The 22,818-nt window shown below is 73.1% G+C and carries 16 protein-coding genes; 10 read left to right on the top strand and 6 right to left on the bottom strand.

Annotated elements, in window-relative coordinates; genetic code table 11:
* Positions 1 to 133: 133 nt before the first annotated feature.
* From FREUN1FDRAFT_RS10070 to FREUN1FDRAFT_RS10055, 4 genes are all read left to right on the top strand, one after another.
* The gene (locus tag FREUN1FDRAFT_RS10070) at positions 134 to 2,773 is read left to right on the top strand and encodes an RNA helicase (protein WP_006539917.1); all 2,640 of its coding nucleotides are present in this window, start codon (positions 134 to 136) and stop codon (positions 2,771 to 2,773) included.
* 932 nt (positions 2,774 to 3,705) lie between these two features.
* Positions 3,706 to 4,554, top strand: a complete 849-nt coding sequence (locus FREUN1FDRAFT_RS10065; RefSeq protein WP_006539916.1) for a LuxR C-terminal-related transcriptional regulator — start codon at positions 3,706 to 3,708, stop codon at positions 4,552 to 4,554.
* Positions 4,555 to 5,528: 974 nt separating this feature from the next.
* Positions 5,529 to 8,588, top strand: a complete 3,060-nt coding sequence (locus FREUN1FDRAFT_RS10060; protein ID WP_232295131.1) for an MMPL family transporter — start codon at positions 5,529 to 5,531, stop codon at positions 8,586 to 8,588.
* Between the two features lie 206 nt (positions 8,589 to 8,794).
* On the top strand, positions 8,795 to 9,679 hold the full coding sequence (locus FREUN1FDRAFT_RS10055) for an acyl-CoA thioesterase II (protein ID WP_006539912.1): 885 nt from the start codon (positions 8,795 to 8,797) through the stop codon (positions 9,677 to 9,679).
* A 7-nt stretch (positions 9,680 to 9,686) separates the two neighbouring features.
* On the opposite strand, the gene nagA is transcribed toward FREUN1FDRAFT_RS10055, so the two are convergent.
* Together nagA and FREUN1FDRAFT_RS10045 are read right to left on the bottom strand one after the other, a co-directional pair.
* On the bottom strand, positions 9,687 to 10,904 hold the full coding sequence (nagA, locus tag FREUN1FDRAFT_RS10050; protein WP_006539911.1) for an N-acetylglucosamine-6-phosphate deacetylase: 1,218 nt from the start codon (positions 10,902 to 10,904) through the stop codon (positions 9,687 to 9,689).
* A gap of 46 nt (positions 10,905 to 10,950) precedes the next feature.
* A complete protein-coding gene (locus FREUN1FDRAFT_RS10045) occupies positions 10,951 to 11,379 on the bottom strand; it encodes a cold-shock protein (protein WP_006539910.1) in 429 nt (142 codons plus the stop codon).
* 517 nt (positions 11,380 to 11,896) lie between these two features.
* Here FREUN1FDRAFT_RS10045 and FREUN1FDRAFT_RS10040 point away from each other — a divergent pair.
* Positions 11,897 to 12,601 carry a hypothetical protein gene (locus FREUN1FDRAFT_RS10040; protein ID WP_006539909.1) on the top strand — a complete coding sequence of 235 codons (705 nt, stop codon included), beginning with the start codon at positions 11,897 to 11,899 and terminating at the stop codon, positions 12,599 to 12,601.
* Positions 12,602 to 12,664: 63 nt separating this feature from the next.
* Here FREUN1FDRAFT_RS10040 and FREUN1FDRAFT_RS10035 read toward each other — a convergent pair whose 3' ends face one another.
* Positions 12,665 to 15,040: a PAS domain-containing protein gene (locus tag FREUN1FDRAFT_RS10035; RefSeq protein WP_006539908.1), complete on the bottom strand. Its 2,376-nt coding sequence runs from the start codon at positions 15,038 to 15,040 to the stop codon at positions 12,665 to 12,667.
* A gap of 240 nt (positions 15,041 to 15,280) precedes the next feature.
* Here FREUN1FDRAFT_RS10035 and FREUN1FDRAFT_RS10030 point away from each other — a divergent pair, with 240 nt between their 5' ends.
* Together FREUN1FDRAFT_RS10030 and larC are read left to right on the top strand one after the other, a co-directional pair.
* Positions 15,281 to 16,156 carry an aminotransferase class IV gene (locus FREUN1FDRAFT_RS10030; protein ID WP_006539907.1) on the top strand — a complete coding sequence of 292 codons (876 nt, stop codon included), beginning with the start codon at positions 15,281 to 15,283 and terminating at the stop codon, positions 16,154 to 16,156.
* Positions 16,157 to 16,233: 77 nt separating this feature from the next.
* Positions 16,234 to 17,490, top strand: a complete 1,257-nt coding sequence (gene larC / locus FREUN1FDRAFT_RS10025; RefSeq protein WP_035951191.1) for a nickel pincer cofactor biosynthesis protein LarC — start codon at positions 16,234 to 16,236, stop codon at positions 17,488 to 17,490.
* A 55-nt stretch (positions 17,491 to 17,545) separates the two neighbouring features.
* Here larC and FREUN1FDRAFT_RS10020 read toward each other — a convergent pair whose 3' ends face one another.
* On the bottom strand, positions 17,546 to 17,767 hold the full coding sequence (locus FREUN1FDRAFT_RS10020) for a hypothetical protein (protein WP_035951180.1): 222 nt from the start codon (positions 17,765 to 17,767) through the stop codon (positions 17,546 to 17,548).
* 388 nt (positions 17,768 to 18,155) lie between these two features.
* Between FREUN1FDRAFT_RS10020 and FREUN1FDRAFT_RS10015 the strand changes: the two genes are divergently transcribed.
* Positions 18,156 to 19,733 (top strand): ABC transporter substrate-binding protein, encoded by a 1,578-nt coding sequence (locus FREUN1FDRAFT_RS10015; RefSeq protein ID WP_006539904.1) that lies wholly within the window; start codon positions 18,156 to 18,158, stop codon positions 19,731 to 19,733.
* A 72-nt stretch (positions 19,734 to 19,805) separates the two neighbouring features.
* On the opposite strand, the gene FREUN1FDRAFT_RS10010 is transcribed toward FREUN1FDRAFT_RS10015, so the two are convergent.
* Positions 19,806 to 20,798 (bottom strand): ParA family protein, encoded by a 993-nt coding sequence (locus tag FREUN1FDRAFT_RS10010; RefSeq protein ID WP_006539902.1) that lies wholly within the window; start codon positions 20,796 to 20,798, stop codon positions 19,806 to 19,808.
* 339 nt (positions 20,799 to 21,137) lie between these two features.
* Here FREUN1FDRAFT_RS10010 and FREUN1FDRAFT_RS47655 point away from each other — a divergent pair, with 339 nt between their 5' ends.
* Both FREUN1FDRAFT_RS47655 and FREUN1FDRAFT_RS45055 read left to right on the top strand, forming a co-directional pair.
* Positions 21,138 to 21,920, top strand: a complete 783-nt coding sequence (locus tag FREUN1FDRAFT_RS47655; protein ID WP_304412142.1) for a DUF2637 domain-containing protein — start codon at positions 21,138 to 21,140, stop codon at positions 21,918 to 21,920.
* Between the two features lie 26 nt (positions 21,921 to 21,946).
* The gene (locus FREUN1FDRAFT_RS45055; RefSeq protein ID WP_006539900.1) at positions 21,947 to 22,231 is read left to right on the top strand and encodes a hypothetical protein; all 285 of its coding nucleotides are present in this window, start codon (positions 21,947 to 21,949) and stop codon (positions 22,229 to 22,231) included.
* Between the two features lie 160 nt (positions 22,232 to 22,391).
* Here FREUN1FDRAFT_RS45055 and FREUN1FDRAFT_RS09995 read toward each other — a convergent pair.
* Positions 22,392 to 22,818, bottom strand: a 427-nt coding sequence (locus tag FREUN1FDRAFT_RS09995) for an IS110 family transposase (protein ID WP_006539899.1), incomplete at its 5' end; no start/stop codon positions are given.

Genomic DNA, 22,818 nt, shown 5'->3' with positions numbered 1-22,818 from the left:
AGACCCTGGTCGCCGGGGACCTCCGCCCGTAGATGGGACGACCGTGACGACTCCGTCACAGCCGACCCGCCCGGCGCCGGCAGGCACGCCGCCGCCCCGGCCAGCCGGTCCGTACGGCACGATCGAGAGCACCATGACGCAGCACAGCCAGCCACCCGTCGCCGTCCCGCCCGCCGCCTCGCCCGCGAGCGACCCGCCCGCCAGCACCTCCGCCACCGAACCGACGGTCGCGGCGTCCGCGACGCTGACCTCGCGGCTGCCGGCCGGTTGCGGTGCCGACACGCCCGCGGACGCGGACGCGCTGTTCGACGCGTTCGGTGCCTGGGTGGCTGACCAGGGCCTGACCCTCTACCCGGCGCAGACCGAGGCGCTCATCGAGGTGGTCAGCGGCTCGAACATCATCCTGGCGACGCCGACCGGCAGTGGGAAGAGCCTGGTGGCGACCGGCGCGCACTTCGCCGCGCTCGGCTGGGGCCGGCGCACCTTCTACACGGCGCCGATCAAGGCGCTGGTGTCGGAGAAGTTCTTCGCGCTGTGCGCGGTGTTCGGCGCCGCCAGCGTCGGCATGATGACCGGCGACGCCTCGGTCAACGAGACCGCGCCGATCATCTGCTGCACCGCCGAAATCCTGGCGAACATCGCCCTGCGCGACGGCGCGGAGGCGGACGTGGGTCAGGTCGTCATGGACGAGTTCCACTACTACGCCGACCCCGACCGGGGCTGGGCCTGGCAGGTGCCGCTGATCGAGCTGCCGAACACCCAGTTCCTGCTCATGTCGGCGACGCTCGGCGACGTCACCAGGTTCGAGGAGGACCTGACCCGGCGCACCGGCCGGCCGACGGCCGTCGTGCGCTCGGCGCAGCGGCCCGTCCCGCTGTTCCACAGGTATGTCATCACGCCGCTGCACGAGACGATCGAGGAGCTGCTCGAGACCCGGCAGGCCCCGGTCTACGTCGTGCACTTCACCCAGGCCTCGGCGTTGGAACGGGCCCAGTCGCTGATGAGCATCAACGTGTCGACCCGCGCCGAGAAGGACGCGATCGCGCAGATGATCGGCGGGTTCCGGTTCGCCTCCGGGTTCGGCAAGACGCTGTCGCGCCTGGTCCGGCACGGCATCGGCGTGCACCACGCCGGGATGCTGCCGAAGTACCGCCGGCTCGTCGAGCTCCTCGCGCAGGCGGGGCTGCTCAAGGTCATCTGCGGGACGGACACCCTCGGGGTCGGCATCAACGTCCCGATCCGGACCGTGGTGTTCACCGCGCTGTCGAAGTACGACGGCACCCGCACCCGGATCCTGACCGCGCGGGAGTTCCACCAGATCGCCGGGCGGGCCGGGCGGGCCGGTTTCGACACGGTCGGCAACGTCGTCGTGCAGGCACCCGAGCATGTGGTGGAGAACGAGAAGGCGCTGGCGAAGGCCGGTGAGGATCCGAAGAAGCGGCGCAAGGTCGTGCGGCGCAAGCCACCGGAGGGGTTCGTCTCCTGGGGCGTCCCGACCTTCGACCGGCTCGTCTCCGCCGAGCCGGAGCCGCTGGTCTCCCAGTTCGCCGTCAGCCACTCGATGCTGCTCAACGTGATCAGCCGGCCGGGTGACGCGTTCACCGCCATGCGCCATCTGCTCACCGACAACCACGAGCCGCGCCCGGCGCAGCGCCGGCACATCCACCGCGCGATCGCGATCTACCGGGCGCTGCTGGCCGCCGGTGTGGTGGAGAAGCTCGACACACCGGACGAGACCGGCCGCGCGGTTCGGCTCACCGGCGACCTGCAGCTCGACTTCGCCCTCAACCAGCCGCTGTCACCGTTCGCGCTGGCCGCGATCGAGCTGCTCGACCGCGACTCCCCCGGCTACGCCCTCGACGTCCTGAGCCTGCTCGAGTCGACGCTGGACAACCCGCGTCAGGTCCTGTCGGCCCAGCAGTTCCGGGCCCGCGGCGAGGCGGTGGCCGCGATGAAGGCCGAGGGCGTGGACTACGACCGGCGCATGGAGCTGCTCGACGAGGTCACCTGGCCGAAGCCCCTGGACGAGCTGCTGCACGCCGCGCTGGCCACCTACCGGCGCGGGCACCCGTGGGTGGACGACTACGAGCTGGCACCGAAGTCGGTGGCCCGGGACATCTTCGAACGGGCGATGACCTTCGCGGAGTACGTCGACTTCTACGGTCTGGCCCGCTCCGAGGGGCTGCTGCTGCGCTATCTGGCGGACGCGTTCAAGGCGCTGCGCCAGACGGTGCCCGAGGAGGCCCGCACCGAGGAGCTCGGTGACCTGACCGAGTGGCTCGGGGAGCTGGTGCGCCAGGTCGACTCCAGCCTGCTCGACGAGTGGGAGGCGCTGCGCGATCCGACCGCCGCCCCCGACGCCTCCGCCGGCGCGGCGATCGCGCTGGTGGAGCGCACCACGGCGGTCACGGCGAACCTCCGTGCGTTTCGGGTGCTGGTGCGCAACGCGCTGTTCCGCCGGGTGGAGCTGGCCGCGCTGCGCCGCCACGACCTGCTCGGCGAGCTCGACGCCGCCGCCGGTTTCGACGCCGACGCCTGGCAGGAGGCGTTGGAGCGCTACTACGCCGAGCACGACGAGATCGGCACGGGGCCGGACGCGCGTGGCCCGGGACTGCTGCTCGTCACCACGGCCGCCGACCGCTGGACGGTTCGCCAGATCTTCGACGACCCAGCCGGTGACCACGACTGGGGAATCAGCGCCGAGGTGGATCTCGCCGCCTCCGACGAGGCGGGAACGGCCGTCGTGCGCGTGACGGCGGTCGACCAGTTGTAGACCTTCGGGTGCGCGGACCCCGCGGGCCCCGCGGGGTCCGTGAACCCATGGCGGCAGCGCACCCCCATCTCAACAAAAGGCAAAACGGGCATGGCACCGAAGTGTTCACGCCCGTTTCGACCAGTCGATAACCGGCACTTTTGTTCCAGCCCTCCCGCGTAGGTCACGCATTCGGCACGGATGCCCTGTGGGGTGGTGCGGTGACCGAGCGGAACGGACCGGCCGACCGGCAGGCCGGTACACCCTCGCCCGCCTCGGCCGACGAATCGCACCGACGATCGCCCACCGGCGCCCACCCACGACCAGGGGTGACGACGGCAACGTCCGCACCACCCCGGCACTGGACCCACCGAACCGGTTTTTACCCAACCGTACTGGCGCACATTCCCACACTTCGATCACCGGAAACACAACCAACGACCGCTCGACCCGCGAGAACGGCCATCGGCCGACGGGGGAGCGGATCAATATCAACGGAGGACGAACGTCCGATCATCGGCTTCCCGGTCCACCGGTCGGCCGCGGCGACCGGGCGCGGCCCGGTGCGCCGACCCACCACCGGCCGGCCACCACCTCCGGCGCCACCCCCACCCGCCGGGTCACCACGGGTCAGCGCCACCGGGCCACTCCCTACACCCGCGGCCGATCACAACCCTCACTGCCCGCGTTCGGCACCACGGTGCACAATGCGCGGATTGCCGGGACGAAGATCCCCTTGCTAGTCTCAATTCCCGGCAAGGAGATTTGTCTGCCGTAAAGGGCCACGCCGACCCGGCTGCGTGGACACCGCACGGCACGACGCCGGTTTCGCTGCCCCGCCTTGTCTTCGGTCGGCTTCAGACCGCGGAAATCGGGCGGGACGGCGGCACCATTTGCCGTTTCGGAGTTTTGTTCGTTCTTAGTCCGCGAGACCCCCGGACGAGAGGAAGACGATGACATCGGGCACTACCGATGGCTGCTCGGTCGAGGCGATGCTGCCTCGGGCCGTCACCCGGCTGCGCGCCCGTACCGGCGCCGATCTGGCCTATGGCGGATCGGTCGACCCCCGCTCGCGCTACCTGACCATCAGCGCGCTCGACGGGAACCGCACGAACGCGTTGCGTGGAATGTCCCTGCCGCCGGGCCACGGCGTGGGCGGACGGGTGGTGGCCCTGGGCCGGCCCGTCGTGATCGACGCGGGCACCCGCCCGCGCTACACCGAGGACCAGCGCGACTGGGCTGTCCTGGGTGAGGACATCTCCTCGGTGGTCGCCGTGCCGGTGCGCGCCGGCGGCATCGTGCACGCGGTGCTGTACTGCGGGGTGCGGGCCGACAACCCGGTGCCGCCGGCCGCGGTGGAGACCGCGCTCGGTGTCGCGCGCCGGTTCGAGGCCATGCTGGCCGATCGCACGACGACCGCCCGGGCGGACGGCGCCGCGGCCACCCCGGGCGCGTCCCGGCTGCGGGTGCTGTGCCGGGTGGACTCCGAGCTGGAGGAGCTGACCTACCAGACCAGCGACCAGGCGCTGCGGGAGCGGATCATCGCGGTGCGCGACCTGTTGGAGGACCTGTTCCCCGACACCGCGCCGCCGACCCGCGCCCAGCCGTTCGGGCTGTCCCCGCGTGAGCTCGACGTCCTGCGGCTCGTCGCGGAGGGCATGTCCAACGCCGAGACGGCGCGCCGGCTCGCGGTCAGCCCGGAGACGGTGAAGGCATATCTGCGCAGCATCATGAACAAGCTCGGTGTGCACAACCGCACCGCGGCGGTGAATGTCGCGCGCCGCTCCAGCCTGCTGCCGTGAACACCGGCGCCGGACCAGCCACAGGCTTCTCCGGCGGTGCTCACCCGAGCTTTCCCGGCCGTGCCGGCCGGCACCCGCGCGGGCGGCGCAGGAAAAATCCGAAAATACCGACGGGGTGCGGGCGTGGAGATCGCCCGCACCCCGTCGGCGGATTCGCGTGGTCGAAAGTTCCCGTGCAGCCCGGGACCGAATGCGCGCCGTCCCGGGACGGATATCACCGCCGATGTGTCGGCCTGGGGCAGAAGGTGCGCCCGACCGGTGCCCGCCGGGGGCTGGTCGCGGCCGCGCCCGGCGCGGGCAGCGCCAGCGGGCCGGTGGCCGCTGGAGAGGCACCGCCGCCGGTCTCGGCCGCCCCAGCCTGCTCCTGCCCTGGTGGCGGCGCCGATCCCGCCCCGCCACGGGACGATTCGCCCCCGGAACGCCCGCCGCCGGCGGCTGGGCCCGCAGGCCCGCAGGCCCCCTCGGAACCCTCCGGACGACCCGCCGACTCGGCCGGGCCACCCCCGCGTGGCTGTGCCCCGTACTGCGGCCGGGGGCACCTCTCCCGCTGCGATGGCGATCCGCCGTTGTTGTGCCGTTCGAACTTGTCTGTCACGACGAACTCCCCCTCCTCCGGATACCCGACTGGCGTGACTCACGACGTCATCGGGGTACAGGCGCCATCGGCGTGAACATTAAAGAGGTATTCACGACTTTGGTACCCCTCTACGGGGGTATCACCCAATCTTTTGCACTTCTACGTTGAAGGCATGTCATTTCCCGTCGAAGTCACGCGGCGGTTCAGGGGCTCGACGGGGCGCCCCGACAGCCACCGGTCACCCGCCCACGCGGGAACCGTGGCCGCGTCGGCGATGGTGTCGTCGCCGCCACTGACCCCACTCGCGATGCCACCGCCCACCAACCGCCTTCTGCCGGCACTACCGGAAAGCCGCCCGAAAGGGCCAGTCGCGCTCCCCCCGGCACGGGCACGGACGGTGCGGGCAAGCGCGGTCGCTCCCGCCGACGAGCAGGCGAGCCGCGTGCCGGGACATCCCGGTGACCCCGGTAACACCGGCGGCGCGGGAAGCGCGGGCGGTATGGGTAACCCGCGCAACAACGGAAACCGCGGAAACGCGGGAAACACCCCCAGCGCGGGAAGCGCGGGCAGCGCCGGAAACGCCGGGAACTACGGCAGCTCCGGGAACTCGGGCCGCCACGGTGGCACGGGTGGCTCGCCGGGGCCGGCCAGCATGCCGGCCGGCGGTCGCGGCGGGCTGTTCGCGCTGCTGGCCCGGATCGCGATCAATCGCCCGGGCCGGGTGCTGACCATCACCGGGCTGGTCATCGCCTGCCTGCTCCCCTGGGCTGGCGGGGTCTTCGACCGGCTCGCCACCGGCGGCTTCTACGCGGCCGGCGACTCGGCCACCCGCGCCGAGGCGATGCTCGACGCCGAGTTCCCCGGCGCGCCGCCCAACGTCGCCATCATGGTCACCGCGCCGGGCACCATCGACGGACCCACCGCACGCCGCCTCGGCGAGCACGTCACCGGGGAGCTGCGCCGCGAACCGGGTGTCAGTGGAATCGTCTCCTACTGGTCCCAGGAGCCCACCGCCGGCCTGCTGCGCTCCGAGGACGGCCGCAGCGGGCTCGTGCTGTTCCGGCTCACCGGCACCGAGGACGCCATCGCCCGGCACATCGAGGCGCTGCACGACCGATACGCCCACGACGGCCCGGGAGTCACGGTGCGCTTCGGTGGCGCACCGGCGGTCATGCGCGACGTCACCGAGCAGAGCCGCTCCGACCTCGAACGGGCCGAGCTGGTCACCGCACCGCTGGTGTTCGTCGTGCTGCTGTTCGCGTTCGGGGGCGTGGCCGCGGCGCTGCTGCCGATCGTCGTCGGCGGCACCGCGGTCGTCGCGAGTCTCGCGCTGCTGCGCCTGCTCTCCGAGATCACACACATCTCGGTGTTCTCGCTCAACCTCACGACGGCGCTCGGCTTCGCCCTCGCCGTGGACTACTGCCTCTTCCTGCTGCGCCGGTTCCGGGAGGAGCGGGCCGGCGGTGCGCCGGCTCCCGTCGCGCTGCGTACCAGCCTGCGCACCGCGGGTCGCACCGTGCTGTTCTCCGGCCTGACGGTCGCGCTGTCGCTGACCGGCGCGTTGCTGTTCCCGCTGCCCTACCTGCGTTCCTACGCCTACGCGGGTATCGCGGTGGTGATCACCTCGGAGGTGGCGGCGCTTCTGGTGCTGCCGGCGGCGATCATGCTGCTGGGCGAGCGGGTCGAGCGCGGCCGCCGGTGGTCACCACGCCGACGCCCGGCGCGCCCGCGCACATCGGACCAGCAGGCATCAGGCCAGCAGGCATCAGGCCAGCGGGCATCAGGCCAGCGGGCATCGGGCGAGCACCCGACGGGCCGGCGCCCGGCGTGGCGGCGCGAGCCGGGAGCGGCGTGGATGGGGCTGGCACGGCGGGTGATGGCCCATCCGGTGCTGTTCGGCGGGGCCGCGGTCACGCTGATGGTGCTGCTGGCGCTGCCGCTGGGCAACCTGCGCGTCGCCCTCGCCGACGACACCGTGCTGCCGACCACCGCGGACTCGCATCTGGTGAACGACGCCATGCGCGACGACTTCACCGTCTGCCTGCCCTGCCAGATCCCCGTCGTGGTGCCCGGGGTGGACGCCCGGGAGCCCGCGGTGGTCGCCGAGCTCGGCGGGTACGCCGCCCGGCTGTCGCGGGTGCCCGGGATGGCGCGGGTGGACACCGTGGCCGGCAGCTACACCGACGGCGGGCTCGTCGCCGCCGTGTCCGCCGAGGCCGGCCAGCAGTTCGTCGGGACCCACGGCGGCGCCTGGCTGTCGCTGTGGCCGACCGAGCCCGACCCGATCTCGAGCGCGACCCAGCGCACGGTGAACCTGGTGCGCGACATCCCCGCCCCGTACCCGGTCGAGATCGGCGGGCTGGCACCGCATCTGGTGGAGACCCGCGACACCGTCCTGCGCGGCCTGCCGGGGGCGATCGCCGTCGTGGTGACGGCCACGTTCGTCCTGCTGTTCCTGTTCACCGGCAGCATCCTGCTGCCGCTCAAGGCGCTGGTGCTCAACGCGCTCAACCTGGCCGCGGTGATGGGCGTGATGGTGTTCGTCTTCCAGAACGGGCACCTGCAGAACCTGGTCGGGCACTTCCAGGTCTCCGGGACGGTCGAGCTGACCAGCCCGGTGCTGATGTTCTGCATCGCCTTCGGCCTCAGCATGGACTACGAGATCTTCCTGCTCGCCCGCATCCGGGAGGAGCACCTGCGCGGGTCCGGCAACCGCCGTGCCGTCGCCCGCGGGCTCGCGGCGACCGGCCCGCTGCTGACCTGCGCCGCGCTCGCCCTGATCGTGGTCATGGTCGGGGTGGCGACGTCCGGCATCAGCCTCATCAAGATGATCGGGGTGGGCCTGGCGCTGGCTGTGCTGCTCGACGTCACCGTGGTCCGCGCCGTGCTGGTGCCCGCGTTCATGGCCCTGGCGGGCCGCTACAACTGGTGGGCGCCCGGGCCGCTGCGCGCGGTGCACGAACGCCTCGGCCTGCGCGAGGCCGGCGGGGAGGCGGCGGGCGAGCCTGCGGACGCCCTGACCGTCCCCCGCGGGGTCTTCCCGGCCGTGCTTCCGGTGGCGTCCGGACGGCTGGGGGTTCCCGTGCGGCCCGACGCGGCGCCGGTGCGGCCCGACCTCGGACCGCCCCGGACAACCCCTACCGACCCCCGCGCCGGTGCCCCGAAGGCCCTCTTCTCCGCCAGCACCTACGGCCGCGCGGAGGACGGTCTGTTCGATCCGGACGGCTACGGGCCCCCCGCCACCACCACGCCGGCGTCGTCCCCGCCGCCGGCGTCACCGGACCCGCGCCCGGACCCGGAGGGCGCCCTCGACCCGGCCGGGCCCGTGGACGGATCCGCCGGGCATCACCTGCCCACCCTGGGCGAACGGCAGCCCATCGACGGCGGCTGGTCACCGGACGCCTGGTTCTCCCCGCACGGCGACACCCGCCGCGACGACCCCCACCGGGACGGCTGACGGGACGCTGGTGGGACGGCTGGCGAAAGGTGTGCTGGGGCACACCACCGGGTGCCGGGCCGAGCAATGCAGTATCCCGGATCTACGGCGGGCACAGCGCCGCGATCAGGGCAGTCCCGCCGCGCCGGGGCCCGGCGGGACCGGGAGCGCGGGCGGGTACGGGGTCCGGGGCGACCCGGACCCGCGGCGGAGGGCGAGGGCGGAGCATGCGACCAACTGCCGACAGCATGTCGGAAAGCGATGACAGGCCGGCAAGCGAGATCAGCCCCAGGAGCGTGGACCCGGCCGGGTCCACGCTCCTGGGGCTGCTGGACCTGGAGGAGATCGATCGCGACCTGTTCCGGGTCCAGCAGGTGTTCGACGACCGCTACGCGCTCTACGGCGGCCAGGTCGCGGCCCAGGCGCTGCTCGCCGCCGGGCGCACCGTCGCCGAGGGCCGGGTGCCGCACTCCCTGCACGGCTACTACCTGCGCCTGGGCGACGCGTCCCGACCGACCGTGTTCCGGGTCGACCGCGACCGCGACGGCCGGTCGTTCTCCGCCCGCCGGGTCGTCGCCGTACAGGGCGGCAAGGTGATCTTCAACATGTCGGCGTCGTTCCAGACACCGGAGCCGGGGGTGGACCTCACCAGCGATCCGATGCCACCGCTGGCGGCCCCCGAGGGCCTCGACGAGTTCGTTCTCGCGCGCCCGATCTCCTTCGAGGCGCGCGCCGAGCCGCTCGCGGCCGGCGTGGACTTCCCGATCCGGCTGTGGGCCCGGTGCACCGACCCGCTGCCCGACGACCCGCTGGTCCACGCGGTCGTCCTGACCTACCTGTCGGACGGGGTCGCGGGCCTCGCGCCGTACCACACCGCGCAGGCCCGGTCGGGTTCCAGCCTGGACCACGCCGTCTGGTTCCACCGGCACATCCGCCTGGACGAATGGGTGCTGATGGATCATGTGCCGCGCACGGTCGCGGGCGGCCGCGGCTGGTACACCGGCACCATCCACGCCCGCGACGGCCGCCTCGGCGCGAGCCTGGTCCAGGAGGCGCTGTTCCGCCCACCGCTGGATCACCCCCGCCGCCTCCACGGCGGGGACGAGGCCTGACCGGACGTCACCCGGCGCCGGGCGGCCCCGCACCCGCCCAGCGCCCGCCCGCCAGGACTCCGGTGACGGCCAGGTCAGCGTCGAGCACCACCAGGTCGGCTGCCAGACCGGGCTCGATCGCCCCGCAGCTGCCCCGCAGGCCCAGGACCCGGGCCGGAGTGGTCGCCGCCGCGGCGACGGCGGTCTCGATCGGCAGACCGGCCCGGACGGCACGGCGCACCGCGGCGTCCATCGTCAGGGTGCTCCCCGCGAGCGCGCCGTCGGCGGCCAGCCGGGCCTCGCCGCCGCGGACCCGGACCGGCTGGCCGCCGAGCCGATAGTCCCCGTCGCCCACCCCGGCCGCGTCGACCGCGTCGGTGACCAGCACGAGCCGGTCCGGCTGGGCGGCGACGAACCGCAGCAGCGCCGGGTGCACGTGCACACCGTCGTTGATGAGCTCGCAGACGACCCCGGCGTCGAGCGCGGCGCCGGCGGCCCCGGGCTCGCGGTGATGCAGCGGCCGCATGCCGTTGAACAGGTGCGTCGTGAGCGTCATACCGGCCGCGAAAGCACCGGTGGCCTGGTCGTAGGTCGCGTCGGTGTGGCCGACCGCGGCGATCACGCCGTCGGCGAGCGCGGCGGCGACGACGTCACCGGCACCGGGCAGCTCGGGGGCGACGGTGACAACCCGCAGCGTTCCGGCCGCCGCGGCGGCCAGCTCCGCGTACACCCCCCGGTCGGGCCGGCGCAGGTGTTCGGCCGGCTGGGCGCCGCGGCGCGCCGCGGCGAGGAACGGGCCCTCCAGATGCGCGCCCACGACATGGCCGCCCGGGCCGGGTCCCGCCGCGGCGAGGGCGGCGATCCAGCCGAGCTGCTCGGCGAGGCGCGCCACCGGCGCCGTCACGAGGGAGACCAGTGTTCGGGTCGTCCCGTGGGCGCGGTGGAAGGCGACCGCCGCCGCCAGGTCCGCCGGGGAGGCGGTGACGTCGTGGCCACCGCCTCCGTGCACGTGCATGTCGATGAAGCCGGGTACGAGCCACGCCCCGCCCAGGTCGACGACCTCGGTGGGCGCGGCCGCTCCGGCCGCGATCTCGGGGTGGAGCTCGACCCGCCCCCGCCCGACACCGGCGATCAGGCCGCCGCGGACCCGCACCCAGCCGGGGTCGAGGATCCCACTGGGAGTGATCACCCGGGCACCGGTCAGCACGGTCACCGCGTGCTCACCGGCCGGGACTCCGGACGCCATGCCGGTCGAGGGCCCTGGTTCCCCGCCTGCCCGGTTCCCGGCCGCGCTAGTTCTCGACCCAGCCGTACTTGCGCGCGAAGCTGGCGAGCTGGCGACGCACGTGCAGGATCTGCGTGCCGGTCAGCGGCGGCTCGGTCTGCAGCAGCACCTCGGTGACCTCCTGCGTGAACTCCTCCACCGGCAGGACGTCACACAGCCCGTCACCACCGTCGTCCGCCCTCGCGGACACCGGCCCCGGACCCGCCAACGGCGACGGCCCGCCGGGGGCCGAGCCCCGCACGATCCGGGCCGACGACGCCTTGCGCCCCCGATCGCTGTCCTCGACGTCGAACTCCATCACCACGCCCGGCACCACCAGGCTCTTCTCGACGAGGAGGTCGTTCGCGTGCAGGAAGACGTCCTCGCCGCCGTCGCTCGGCGCGATGAACCCATAGCCACGGACATGATCGAAACGAAGAACTTTACCCGTGCTCACAACTCACCCACAACCCCTGAGGAACCCAAGATCCGACCCGCTGCCGAGCGGGCCCGTCCGTCACCGCGGGAGGGGACCGTGGCAGTCGCCCGACATCTTAGGCAAGCCGCGGCGGCATGGCCGGGTTTCGGTCGTCTCCGCTCACGGACGGGCGACATCGCGGGCCACCCGGGTGCGGCCCTGGTGCCGTCCCTGCCGCCCGCGCCGGGATAATTCAGGTCACCCCTGGGCTACCCTTTGGCCCCCGACGGCGGCAGATGTTCCTGTCCCATCGGGACTTTCGACGTTCCTCCGGGGACGAACGGTGTGGGCCTGGCAGGTTGTTCCGCGACCAGACTCGTGAAGTACCCCGTTACGTCGCAAATGACGCATTCCGGCACCCGATCGGACCGTCGAGACGACCACCTGGGGAACACCGATCGAGGTCTGCGTCAGCCCCTCCCTGGCCGACGCATCAGTCGGCCAGAACCCGCCAGACCGTCAGAGCCAGACAGCCAGACCTCCGGAGGACGACACGGTGACCGACAACGGCCCGACCGGCACGACTCCGCTGCATCTACAGGGCCGCGAGGCGGTCCTCGCCGCCGCCGCGGCGGCGGACACGCAATGGCGCCACGGCGCCCCGCCGGACTACCACTTCTCCCGCGAGGTGATGCCCGGCGAACGGACCACCCGCCACGAGCCGGGCTCGCTCGCGGACATCGTCGAGAACCTCGTGCAGGTCTTCGAGATGGAGCTGTCCCACAAGGCCGACCCGGCGCAGTGGGTCAGCATGGTCGTCGACCGGATCAAGGTGAGCCTCAACGGCGGCCCGCCCGCGGGCAGCGCCGAGCTCGCCGAGCGCGGCAGCTACAACATCCTGATCGGGGAGAATCCCTACTACAAGGCGAGCGAGGAGACGTTCGAGTCCTCGCACGAGGTCTTCCACACGGCCTTCCCCGGCGGCTTCTTCTGGGAGGTCCTCGAGGTGTACTCGCCGCCGCCCGTCATCTCCTTCAAATGGCGGCACTGGGGCAGCTTCACCGGCCCCTACAAGGGCAACGCCCCCACCGGCGAGCGGATCGAGCTGTTCGGCGTCAGCGTCGCCCGGGTCTCCGACGACCTGAAGCTGCTGGAAACCGAACATTTCTACGACAACAGCCTCTTCCTCGGGCAGCTCGTCGGCACCGGTGCGACCGGGTCGGATGAGCCGGGCAGCCCCGGCTGCCCGGCCGGCGCCTGACCGCAGGCCTCCAGGCGCCGGGAAGGTGGGGGCAGGCCCGAATCCGGGCCTGCCCCCTTCGTCTCAGGCGCCGACCGGCGTCGGCTGAAGCCTGAAGATCGTGCGCCGGATGTCCTCGATGCTTGAATCAAGACCGTTGATGGCCGCGTTGAGCCGCGCGGCCGTCACGTCACCGACGGCCCGGGTGAGCGACTGCAGGTGCAGTCCGATGGCGAAAAGCCGCTGGATGACGAGGTCGTGCAGGTCACGGGCGATGCGCTCACGGTCCTCGAACACCGCGAACCGGGCCCGCTCGCGCTGCGCCTCGGCCAGGTGGATCGCCATCGCGGCGTCGTTCGCGAACGCCCCCACGAGCTCCGGATCGTCGGCGGCGAAAGGAACGCCGTCCGGAGCGTTGCCCAGCACCAGCGCACCCAGCTGCTGGCCGGCGGCGGTCAGCGGGACAACCAGTGCGTCGCGCAGCCGCGGCCCCGGCGGAATCGGCGGGATCGGCACCGCCACCAGCAGGTCGCCCGCCTCGTCCACCCCACCGTGGACCGAGCCGGCGTCCCGCTCGCTCCCCGGCTCCGCCGCCAGATCCGACGAGGCCGCCGCCTCCGCGAGCGGCGCCAGGGCGATCGGGCCACTCCAGGCATCGGAATCGTCCAGGCCGTCGACGAGGACCGGACGACCGGCGAGGAACTCGGACCGGCTCTCGGCCGCCTCCAGCGCCAGCGCGAGGCTGTGCAGGGTCTCAGGGTCGGAATGCCGATGGCCGGCGGAGTCCACCTCGGTGGCGACCAGGTTGCCGGCCTCGTCGGGCAGCGCGACCGCACCGACGTCCGCGGAGGTGACCGCCCGCGCCAGCGACGCCAGCAACATGCGCGCCTGCTGCGACTGGCCGGCCACCATGGCACCGGCGGTGATCTCGGCGCTGGCCGTGAGCCACGCCCGGCCCCGCTGGGCCGCCTCGTAGCGCGCCCGGGCGCGACGCTCGGAGCGTTCCCGGTCGATGGCCGCGCCGAGGGTGTTCGCGACCGCCTGGACGAAGCGCGCCTCGTCGCCGGTGAACCGGCGCGGCAGCAGGCTGGCCACGGCGAGCACCCCGTACGGGGAACCGGCGCTGCCCACCCGGGACGCCAGCGCGGCCTGCGCGCCGCCCGCGTCCGACCAGCCGCTGCGCAGGTGCGGGCAGGCGTCCAGGTTGTTCGCCACCACCGGCTCGTCGACGTCGAACGCGAGATGGACCAGCGACCGCGCCTCGATCGCGAGCGGCCCGGTGAGATAGATCGGGCCGACACCGAGCGCCGTGGGTGCCGTCGGCGCCGACGGGTCGGTCAGCGCCGCGGTTGCCGCCGACAGGTCGGTCAGGAGCGCCCCGGGGTCGGCGGGCGTCGCGTCCCGCCGGCCGGCAGGGTCCCGGTCCGGCCCCGGTTCGGGCCCGCCGTCCACCTCACGGTCCAGCTCACGGCCGTCCACGTCCCGCTGGATCACCTCGCAGACGGCCACCTCGAGTGCCCCGGCGACCAGCTCGACCGCCTCTGCCAGCAGGGTCGGCAGGTCGACGCCGGCCAGTGCCCGCTGGCCGAGCCGGGCGAGCCCGGCCTGCTGCCGCTCGGCGCGGCGCAGGTCGGTGATGTCGGACAGCACCAGCGCCGCCAGTTCCTCGCCGCCCTGTTGGAACGGGATGACGGTCGCCCGCACCGAGCGGGCCGACCCGCCCTCGACGTCGAGCTCCAGGTCCCCGAGCTGACTGCGGCCCGTCCGCAGCGCGACCGGGACCAGGCCCCATTCACCGCCGAGGGACCGCGAGCGCCAGTCGGCCGGCCGGACCCGCTCGACGAGCCGATCCAGCGGCTCACCGACCCGCAGCGCGGCGCCGACCATCCGGTCGACGGCGATCGAGGAGCGGCGCACCCGCAGCTCACGGTCGTAGACGGCGACACCGGTCGGCAGGTCCTCGAAGGCGCTCCCGGTGCCGACCGACTCCAGCAGGGTGGCCTGCTCGCCGACGACCTGGGCGTGCGAGCGCGACCCGGAGACGTCGACGATCGTCCCCGAGTTGCCGACGACCTCCCCGGCAGGCCCGCGCAGCACGCTCGCGCGGATCCGGACCCGCAGGTAGCCACCGTGGCGGGTCCGGCAGCGCGCCTCGTGCACACACTGGTCCGTGCCGGCCCGCGCCATGTCGGCGAACACCGTGGCCGCGTACTCCACCTCGTCGGGGTGGACGTAGTCGAGGAAGCGGGCGCCCAGGCTCGGGCCGACCTCGTAGCCGGTCAGCGTCGTCCAGGCCCGGTTCAGGTAGGTCCAGCGGCCGTCCACGTCGGTCCGGAACACGACCTCGCTCAGGGTGTCCAGCAGGCTGACCGCGGAGGTCTCCGCTGTGGCCGCCCGGCCCAGCCCGCCGCGCGACCAGGGCCGGCCCGCCGCCTCAACGTGCCTTGTCTCGGACGTCACCGAAGACCCCCATTCGTTCACGGCCCGCAGTCGTCGCCCGCGCCCGGCCAGGGTGGCGGGAGATCGTCGTCGCGACGACACCGTACGCGCTACCGGAATTCGCCGCTGGCGGAACAACATCCTCCCCCGCGAACATCACGGGCCCAGCGGCGGGGCGGACGAATCGGGCCTCCACATGTGCCGGACCAGCCGACCCGGAAACAGTCACCGCGGCGCGGATGCGGCACTACGGTGGACGCCGTGGAGACGCCGTCGCCGCATGTCGAGGTCGATGCCCGCCCGGCCGGCCCGGCCGACCTGCGCCGGCTGGCGCTGACCAACGACGGGCATGTCACGACCATGCAGGTCCGGGCCGGCCGGGTCCGCGGCCTCGCGCTGCACCTTCGCCGCCTGGACCAGGCGAACCAGGAGCTCTACGGAACCGGCCTGGACCCGGACCTGCTGCGCGACCGGATCCGACACGCCCTCGCCACGACGCCGACACCGGGAACGACCGCAACCGCAACCGCAACGCATGGTCCGGCGCACCGCGGTGACGCGACCGTACGGGTGGTGGTCTTCCCGGACGCGACCGGGGCGGTCCGTGTCATGGTCTCGGTCAGCGCACCGGCGGAACCCGCCGTCACCCCGCTGCGGCTGAGCTCCCTGTGCTCTCCGCGGCCGTTCCCGCACCTCAAGCATGTCGGGACCTTCGGGCAGCTGCACAGCGCCCGGCTCGCCCGCCGCCGCGGGTTCGACGACGCGCTGCTCGTCACCGCGGACGGGCTGGTGTGCGAGACCACCGTCGCCAACATCGGCTTCCTGACGACCGGCGACGTGCCCGGGGACCCGTCCGGTGACACCGCTGCCGACACGGCCGGGCCGGCCACGGTGATCTGGCCGCAGGCCCCGATGCTGACCGGCGTCACGATGACGCTGCTCGACGAGCGGCTGCCGGGCTCCCGGCGGGAACCGGTGCCGCTGGCGGACCTCGGCCGCTTCCAGGCCGCCTTCGTGGCGAACGGGCGCGGCCTCGCGCCCGTGGGGCGGATCGACACGACGACGTTCCCGGCCGCGCCGGCGGCGGTCGCCACACTGGCCCAGGTGTACGCCGCGGTGCCCTGGGACGACATCTGACCGGAACCGGACCCGACCGGGACGTGCTCGGGCGGGTGGCACGCCGGCCGCCGGCCGCGGCCCACGATGATGGGGACATGGCGGGCGAGACGACTTCTGCGGACAACGTCGGCTGGCTCGACGCGACCGGCGGCATCAGCGGGGACATGCTCCTCGGCGCCTGCGTGGACGCCGGGGCTCCCCTGGACGTCCTGCGCGCCGCCGTGGCCGCGCTGGGCCTGGCCGACGACGTGGAGCTGGCCGCGCGGACCGTTACGCGCCGCGGGCTGCGGGCGACCCAGGTGCTGGTGCGCTGCGCGCCGGACCAGCCGGCCCGGCGACTGCGCGACATTCTGGGACTGCTGGAGTCGTCCACGCTCGCCCCGGGGGTGCGCGGGCGTGCCGCGGACGTGTTCCGCACCCTGGGTGCCGCCGAGGCGGCGGTGCACGGCCGGCCGATCGAGCAGGTCCACTTCCACGAGGTCGGTGCGCTCGACAGCATCGCCGACGTCGTCTGCGCCGTCGTCGGGCTGCACGCGCTGGGTGTCGGGCGGCTGGTGTGCAGCCCGATCTCGCTGGGGGGCGGGCGGGTCCACGCCACGCACGGGGCGATCCCGCTGCCGGGGCCGGCCGTGCTGGAGCTGCTGCGGGCGAGCGGGGCGCCCGCGGCGGGCGGTCCGGTCGACGTGGAGCTCGCGACACCGACCGGCGTCGCGCTCGCCGTCACCCTCGCGGAGAGCTTCGGTGCCATGCCGCTGATGCGCACGACCGCGGTCGGGCTCGGCGCGGGCCGGCGGGATCTCACCGAGCACCCGAACGTGACCCGCCTCGTCGTCGGTCAGGAGAACCTGGCTGGCGCGGCGGTGGCACACGGTGCCCGCCACGGCGAGAACGTCGTGCTGGAGGCGAACGTCGACGATCTGGATCCGCGGCTGTGGCCGTCGACGCTGGCGGCGCTGCTCGCGGGTGGGGCCCTGGACGCCTGGCTCACGCCGATCCTGATGAAGAAGGGTCGGCCGGCGCACACCGTCTGCGCGCTGTGTGCCCCCGCCGACACCGACCGCGTGCGCGACGTGCTGTTCCGCCACACGTCCTCGATCGGGGTCCGTGAGTACGTCGTCACGAAGACGGCGCTGGCCCGCCGGGAGCTGCGGGTGCCCGTCGCCGGTGGGCAGGTCCGGGTGAAGGTCGCCTCGTCGCGCGGCGAGGTCGTCAACGCCTCGGTCGAGCACGAGGACGTGCTCGCGGTCGCCGCCGCCCGGGGGCTGGCGCCGAAGGTCGTGCTGGAGCTGGCGCGGGCCGCGGCGGCGGAGCACCTGGGCGCACCGGCGGCGCAGCCGGACCAGCCTGAGTAAACCTCCAGGCCGCGTGTCTCGGAGGCGGGCTGCGCGCGCAGCGGGCCTCCGAGACTCAGAGGTGTGACATGCCCTCGAACGGACTCGCGATGCGTTTCTGACTTGACCCGAAATCCACCAGGACGGCGTGGGTGCCCTCGACCCGGGTGACCCGGCCAAGCCCGAAGGCGTCGTGGACGACCCGGTCTCCCTCGGCGAACTCCGGAGTCGGCACGATGACGGGTGCTTTGAAGGGGCTGGTCGGCAGGTGGCGTCTGGGAACCGATGACTGGCTCATCGCCGTCAGTATGCAACGTGGTGGCTCCAGGCCCACGCAGGGGCCCACCGTGGCGCCCGCGGCCGCGACGGTGCCGACCCGTTCCGTGACTGCGCGCCGACCGCGCGCCAGCCCGGTAATCGGGCGAAAACACCAGGCCAGAGTTACGCAAACGACCGACAACGTGGCGAGAAGCTCGCTATCTTCCTGTGAAAGACAGCTGTCTCACCATGAGAGAACGCGCCTACCGGCGCTGCTCGGGCGGGCCGGTGGACGCCTGGGCGTCGACCGACGGCTGCGGGAACTCGACCAGATGGCGGCGCGCCGGTCCGCGCCTGCCTGCGCCTGTTCGGACGCAGGCGCACGCCCGGACCCGCGGGCTGCCGCGACACGGACAAGGGGACGACTCATGGCTCGGCGGGCACGATTACTGACCACCGCCATCGCCTGTTGCGCGGCGCTCACCCTGGGTGCCGCCTGTGGGGGTGGCGACGACACCAGCGCGGGTCCGACGGCCAGCGGGCCCACCGGTGCGCCGGTGCAGGGCGGCACGGCGCAGGTCCTGCAGATCCGGGAGCCGAGCTCGATGGACCCGGTGACCATGACGAACGCCTGGCAGATCAGCGGGTTCGTCGGTAACGCCCTGTACGGCACCCTGATGGTCAACGACGAGAAGACCGACGAGCTCAGCTACACGATGGCCGAGTCGTTCGACACGACCGACCAGGGTGCCACGTTCACCCTGAAGCTGCGGCCCGGCCTGCTCTTCTCCGACGGCACCCCGCTCGACGCCGAGGCCGTCAAGGTCAACTGGGATCGCCACCGCGACCCGGCCAACGCCTCGCCGTACCTGTCCGAGGCCTCCCTGGTCGCCGCCATCGAGGTCGTGGACGCCACCACCCTCACGGTGAAGATGAAGGCGCCGACGCCGAGCTTCCCGCGGGCGATGCTCACGACGTCCATGAACTGGATCGCCTCGCCGGCCGCGCTGGCGAAGGGCAAGGACTCCTTCGACAGGAACCCCGTCGGGGCCGGTCCGTACACTCTGAAGAGCTGGACCCGCCAGGACCGCATCGAGCTCACCCGCAACACCCGCTACCACGACGCGCCGCGGCCCTACCTCGACACCATCACCGTCCGCACCTCGAACGACGCGAGCCAGCGCTACAACACTCTCGTCAGCGGCGGGGCCGACGTGGTCATCGAGACGAACGCGGACAGCCTCGACAAGGCCGCCGACGCGGGCTACACCACGGACGTCACCCCGCTCAACGGCGGGCTGTTCCTGGCGATGAACATGCGCAAGGCGCCGTTCGACGACCTGCGCGCCCGGCAGGCGATCGCCGCCGCGATCGACATGGACACCCTCAACCTCGCCGTCTACAACGGCGCCGGGAAGACCGTCGACACCCTCTTCTCCGACTCCTCCCCGCTCTATGTCGACGCCCCACTGCGCAGGACCGACAAGGCGACCGCGCAACGGCTGTTCGACGAGCTGGCCGCCGAGGGCAAGCCGGTCGAGTTCACCTTCACCGCCTACACCACGTCCGAGATGAAGGACACCGCGGAGAACATCCAGGCGCAGCTCAGCGCCTACAAGAACGTCAAGGTCAACATCCGCGTGGTCGACTTCCCGGAGGCCACCAAGTTGGGCATGGCCGGCGACTTCGACATGCTCGTGTGGTCCTCGAGCTTCGTCGACCCGGACCCGCGGGTGTGGACCGCCTTCCGCAGCGACTCCCGCGGCAACTTCCCCGGCGTCGACGACCCGCAGCTCGACGAGGCGCTCGCGACGGGCCGCACCGCCACCGACACGGCCACCCGCAAGGCCGCCTACGAGACGTTCCAGCAGCGGCTGATCGCGCTCGTGCCGGGCGTGTTCACCGTCCGGGCCAACCCGGGCCTGATGGCCGCCGAGGACGTCGGCGGCGTCACCCAGTACGGTCTCGGCTCGCTGCTGCCCGACCGGCTGTGGATCAGGAAGTAGCCGAGGTAACCGCACCACCCGACCACGCCACGGCCGGTGTGACGCGTACGCGTCACACCGCGCCGGGCGCGGTCACCGCTTCCAGCCGGACGTCACGGGCACGGCGTCGTCGCACACCCGGGCGGCGCCCCGGCCGGCCGCGCCCATCCGCAGCAGGAACTCCTCGACCAGGTCGAGCAGCTCGCGGGCCAGCTCCGGGGTGAGATCCGGGGAGAGCACCGCCGGCAGCGGGGTTCCCGCGCCGCCGGCGAACCCGCGGTTGTTCACCCGCAGCATCGACGAGAAGATCGGGATCCCCAGCCCCTCGGCCCGTTCGATGTGCGGGCGCAGGAAGCTCGTCGGCGTGCCCCGGTAGTACTGCACCATCGTCAGGACGACGCCCAGCAGCCGCGGCTCGAGCGGCTTCACCGCCTGGTGGATGCCGGACTGCAGCTCCGCGACCCGGTTGTACTCCCAGACGAAGCGCCCCAGCCGCGCCATCAGGTGCTCGACGCCCAGCGTCGACTGGTTGTCCGGCCGTGACGGGATGAGCAGGTAGTCGCAGGCGGCCACCGCGGCCCGGGTGATGACCCCGAAATGCGACGGGCAGTCGATGAGGACGAGGTCGTAGTCCGTCGGGGACAGCGCGGCGAGCCCCGCCGCGAGCTGCTGGTACACCTCGAAGTAGTAGCGGGTGGACCGGTGCGCCTGCGCCCCGCCGAGATGGCCGACGAGCGCCATCTCGATGTCGCCGAGCGCGAGATGGGAGGCGAGCAGGTCCAGGGTGCCCCCGCCCTCGGCCACCACCGCCTGGGCGACGGGTGGGCTCGTGACGTACCCGGCCAGCGGCGGCGGCGGTGTACCCGGCCGCCAGGACTCGAACCAGGCCTTGACCGTCCTGCGCCGGTCGGCGAGATCCTCCCGCCACTGGTCGGCGCCGTAGAAGTTGAAGGTCAGGTTCGTCTGCGGGTCCAGGTCGACGAGCAGGACCCGCCGGCCGAGGCGGGCGATGGCCGCTCCGAGGTTCGCGGTCAACGTGGTCTTGCCGACACCGCCCTTGTAGCTGGCGATCGTCACGACCTTCACGGCATCCTCGCTCCCCGGTCGCGCGCCGGCCTCACGGAGGACGGGCAGCCTACGCCCTCCGGACATCCCGTGCACCCTTATGCCCCGTAGACAAGAAGACTACGGCCGAATCAGGATTCATCCCGTATTTGGGTGCTGGACGCTCTTCGCGTCGCGCACCGCACCCCGCGAAACAACCGCCGCAACACGGCCGCAACACCGCCGGGCCACTGCGGCTGGCACCAGAGTGTCGAGCGAACGGACCCGGATTTCGCAAAATCCACACTTCATGCCATGGTTTGCCCCAAGAAGTTCCCGGCACGGACGATCCAGACCGCCGGGACCGGGCCCGGAGACTGGGTGATCGGTGTGGTGGACGAACAGGCGACGACGGAACCTCCGCGGGTGGGCGCGCGGTCCGAACGGGCGATCCGGATCACGACGGTCGTCGCGGTGGCCACGGTCGCCACGGTCGCGGCCTTCGTCTCCTACCGGCACATGCGCGGTGTCGCCCTGCAGTACGGCGAGGACCCCATGACGGCGACCGTCCTGCCGTTCAGCGTGGACGGCCTGATCGTGGCGGCGTCCATGGCCATGCTCGGTGACCGGCGCGCGGGGCGGCGCCGATCCTGGCTTTCGGCCGGCCTGCTGGCCGCCGGGGCCTGTGCCTCCCTGGCCGCGAACGTGCTGCACGCGGATCCCACCATGAGCGCCCGCGTCATCGCCGGCTGGCCGCCGCTGGCCCTGCTCGGCTCGTACGAGCTGCTCATGCGCCAGATCCATCCCGACCGGCGGCTCGCGCCCCCGCCTGCCCAGGCGCCGGCAGACCCGCCAGCGACGCCCGCCCTCTCCGCGGCGGCACCACCCGAGGCCACGGGTCCGCGACCCGCGCAACCGCCGACGCCGGCACCTGCGTCGCCCCCGATGCCAGCGCCGGGGGCGACGCAGGCATCGCCACCGCCGACCTCGACAGCAGACGCCGGGACGTCGGGCTCGTCCGCCGGCCCGGACGACCCGGCGGCAGGTGACCAGCCCGCCCCGTCCGTTCCCTCCCCGGCCCCGGCGAGCTCAGGGCCGCGGCGCCCGCCATACGCCAGCCAGCGCCCGGAAGACTCGACGCCCGGACCGGACCAGCGCCACTGACCGGCCTCGACGCGACGGACCCGTCGGTGAAGCGCGCGGCGATCATCCGCGCCCTCGACGAGTCCGGCGGCTCGGCCACGGCCGCCGTGGCCCTGCTCGCGCGGTGGGGCGTCACCGTCAGCAAGAGCTGGGTCTACCAGGTCCGCAAGGAGACCCGCTACGCCGGCCTGGCCACCGGCCCGCTACCTGTCGCCGTCCCCACGCCCCGCGCCGCGGACACGGGCACCAGCACCGGTGCCGGCACCGGATCGTCAGGACGGCGCCGCGGCATGGCCTCCCCCGGACCCTCCCTGACGCTGCCGATCCGCTGACAGGACAGCTCACCCGACGCGCTGGTCGCGGAGGCCCCGCTGCTCACGGGGGCGGGGTAGGCGCCCTGACGCGAGTCGCCCGGCGGTGCTCCCGCGCAGGCGCGACACGCGGGGCCAAGCAGGACGCGGCATCAGGTCAGACATCCCATGTTTTTGGATGTCAAGCGGCGGGTGCGAGCGTGACGTTCCGCGGCCAGGCGGTTGCCTCGTCGTAGGGGGTATGGGTCTTGAGGCAGCCATGGAGGATGCCGACCAGGCGGTTGCCGAGCTGGCGGAGGGCGGCGTGGTGGGACTTGCCGCGTCCGCGGACGGTGTCGTAGTAGGCACGGGCGCCGGGCGAGGCGTTCAGGGCGCAGAAGGCCTGCTGGTGCAGGGCGTCGGCGAGCCGGTTGTTGCGGGCGTAGCGGGCCATGACCACGGTCTTGCGGCCTGACGCGCGGGTGATCGGGCTGGTGCCGGCGTAGTTGCGGCGGGCTTTGGCGTCGGTGTAGCGCTTCGGGTCGTCCCCGAACTCGGCGAGCACCCGGGCAGCGAGGACCGTGCCCAGGCCGGGCTGGGACAGCAGGACCTCAGCGTCCGGGTGCTCG

The sequence above is a fragment of the Parafrankia sp. EUN1f genome (genome assembly GCF_000177675.1).
GTDB lineage: Bacteria > Actinomycetota > Actinomycetes > Frankiales > Frankiaceae > Parafrankia.
This window is presented reverse-complemented; position numbering and strand designations above follow the sequence as displayed.

Coding starts and splice junctions, on each gene's coding strand:
- FREUN1FDRAFT_RS10020 (WP_035951180.1), bottom strand. CDS start 17,767: ATGAGCCAGTCATCGGTTCCCAGACGCCACCTGCCGACCAGCCCCTTC.
- FREUN1FDRAFT_RS10070 (WP_006539917.1), top strand. CDS start 134: ATGACGCAGCACAGCCAGCCACCCGTCGCCGTCCCGCCCGCCGCCTCG.
- nagA (WP_006539911.1), bottom strand. CDS start 10,904: ATGGCGTCCGGAGTCCCGGCCGGTGAGCACGCGGTGACCGTGCTGACC.
- FREUN1FDRAFT_RS10055 (WP_006539912.1), top strand. CDS start 8,795: ATGCGACCAACTGCCGACAGCATGTCGGAAAGCGATGACAGGCCGGCA.
- FREUN1FDRAFT_RS10015 (WP_006539904.1), top strand. CDS start 18,156: ATGGCTCGGCGGGCACGATTACTGACCACCGCCATCGCCTGTTGCGCG.
- FREUN1FDRAFT_RS10065 (WP_006539916.1), top strand. CDS start 3,706: ATGACATCGGGCACTACCGATGGCTGCTCGGTCGAGGCGATGCTGCCT.
- larC (WP_035951191.1), top strand. CDS start 16,234: ATGGCGGGCGAGACGACTTCTGCGGACAACGTCGGCTGGCTCGACGCG.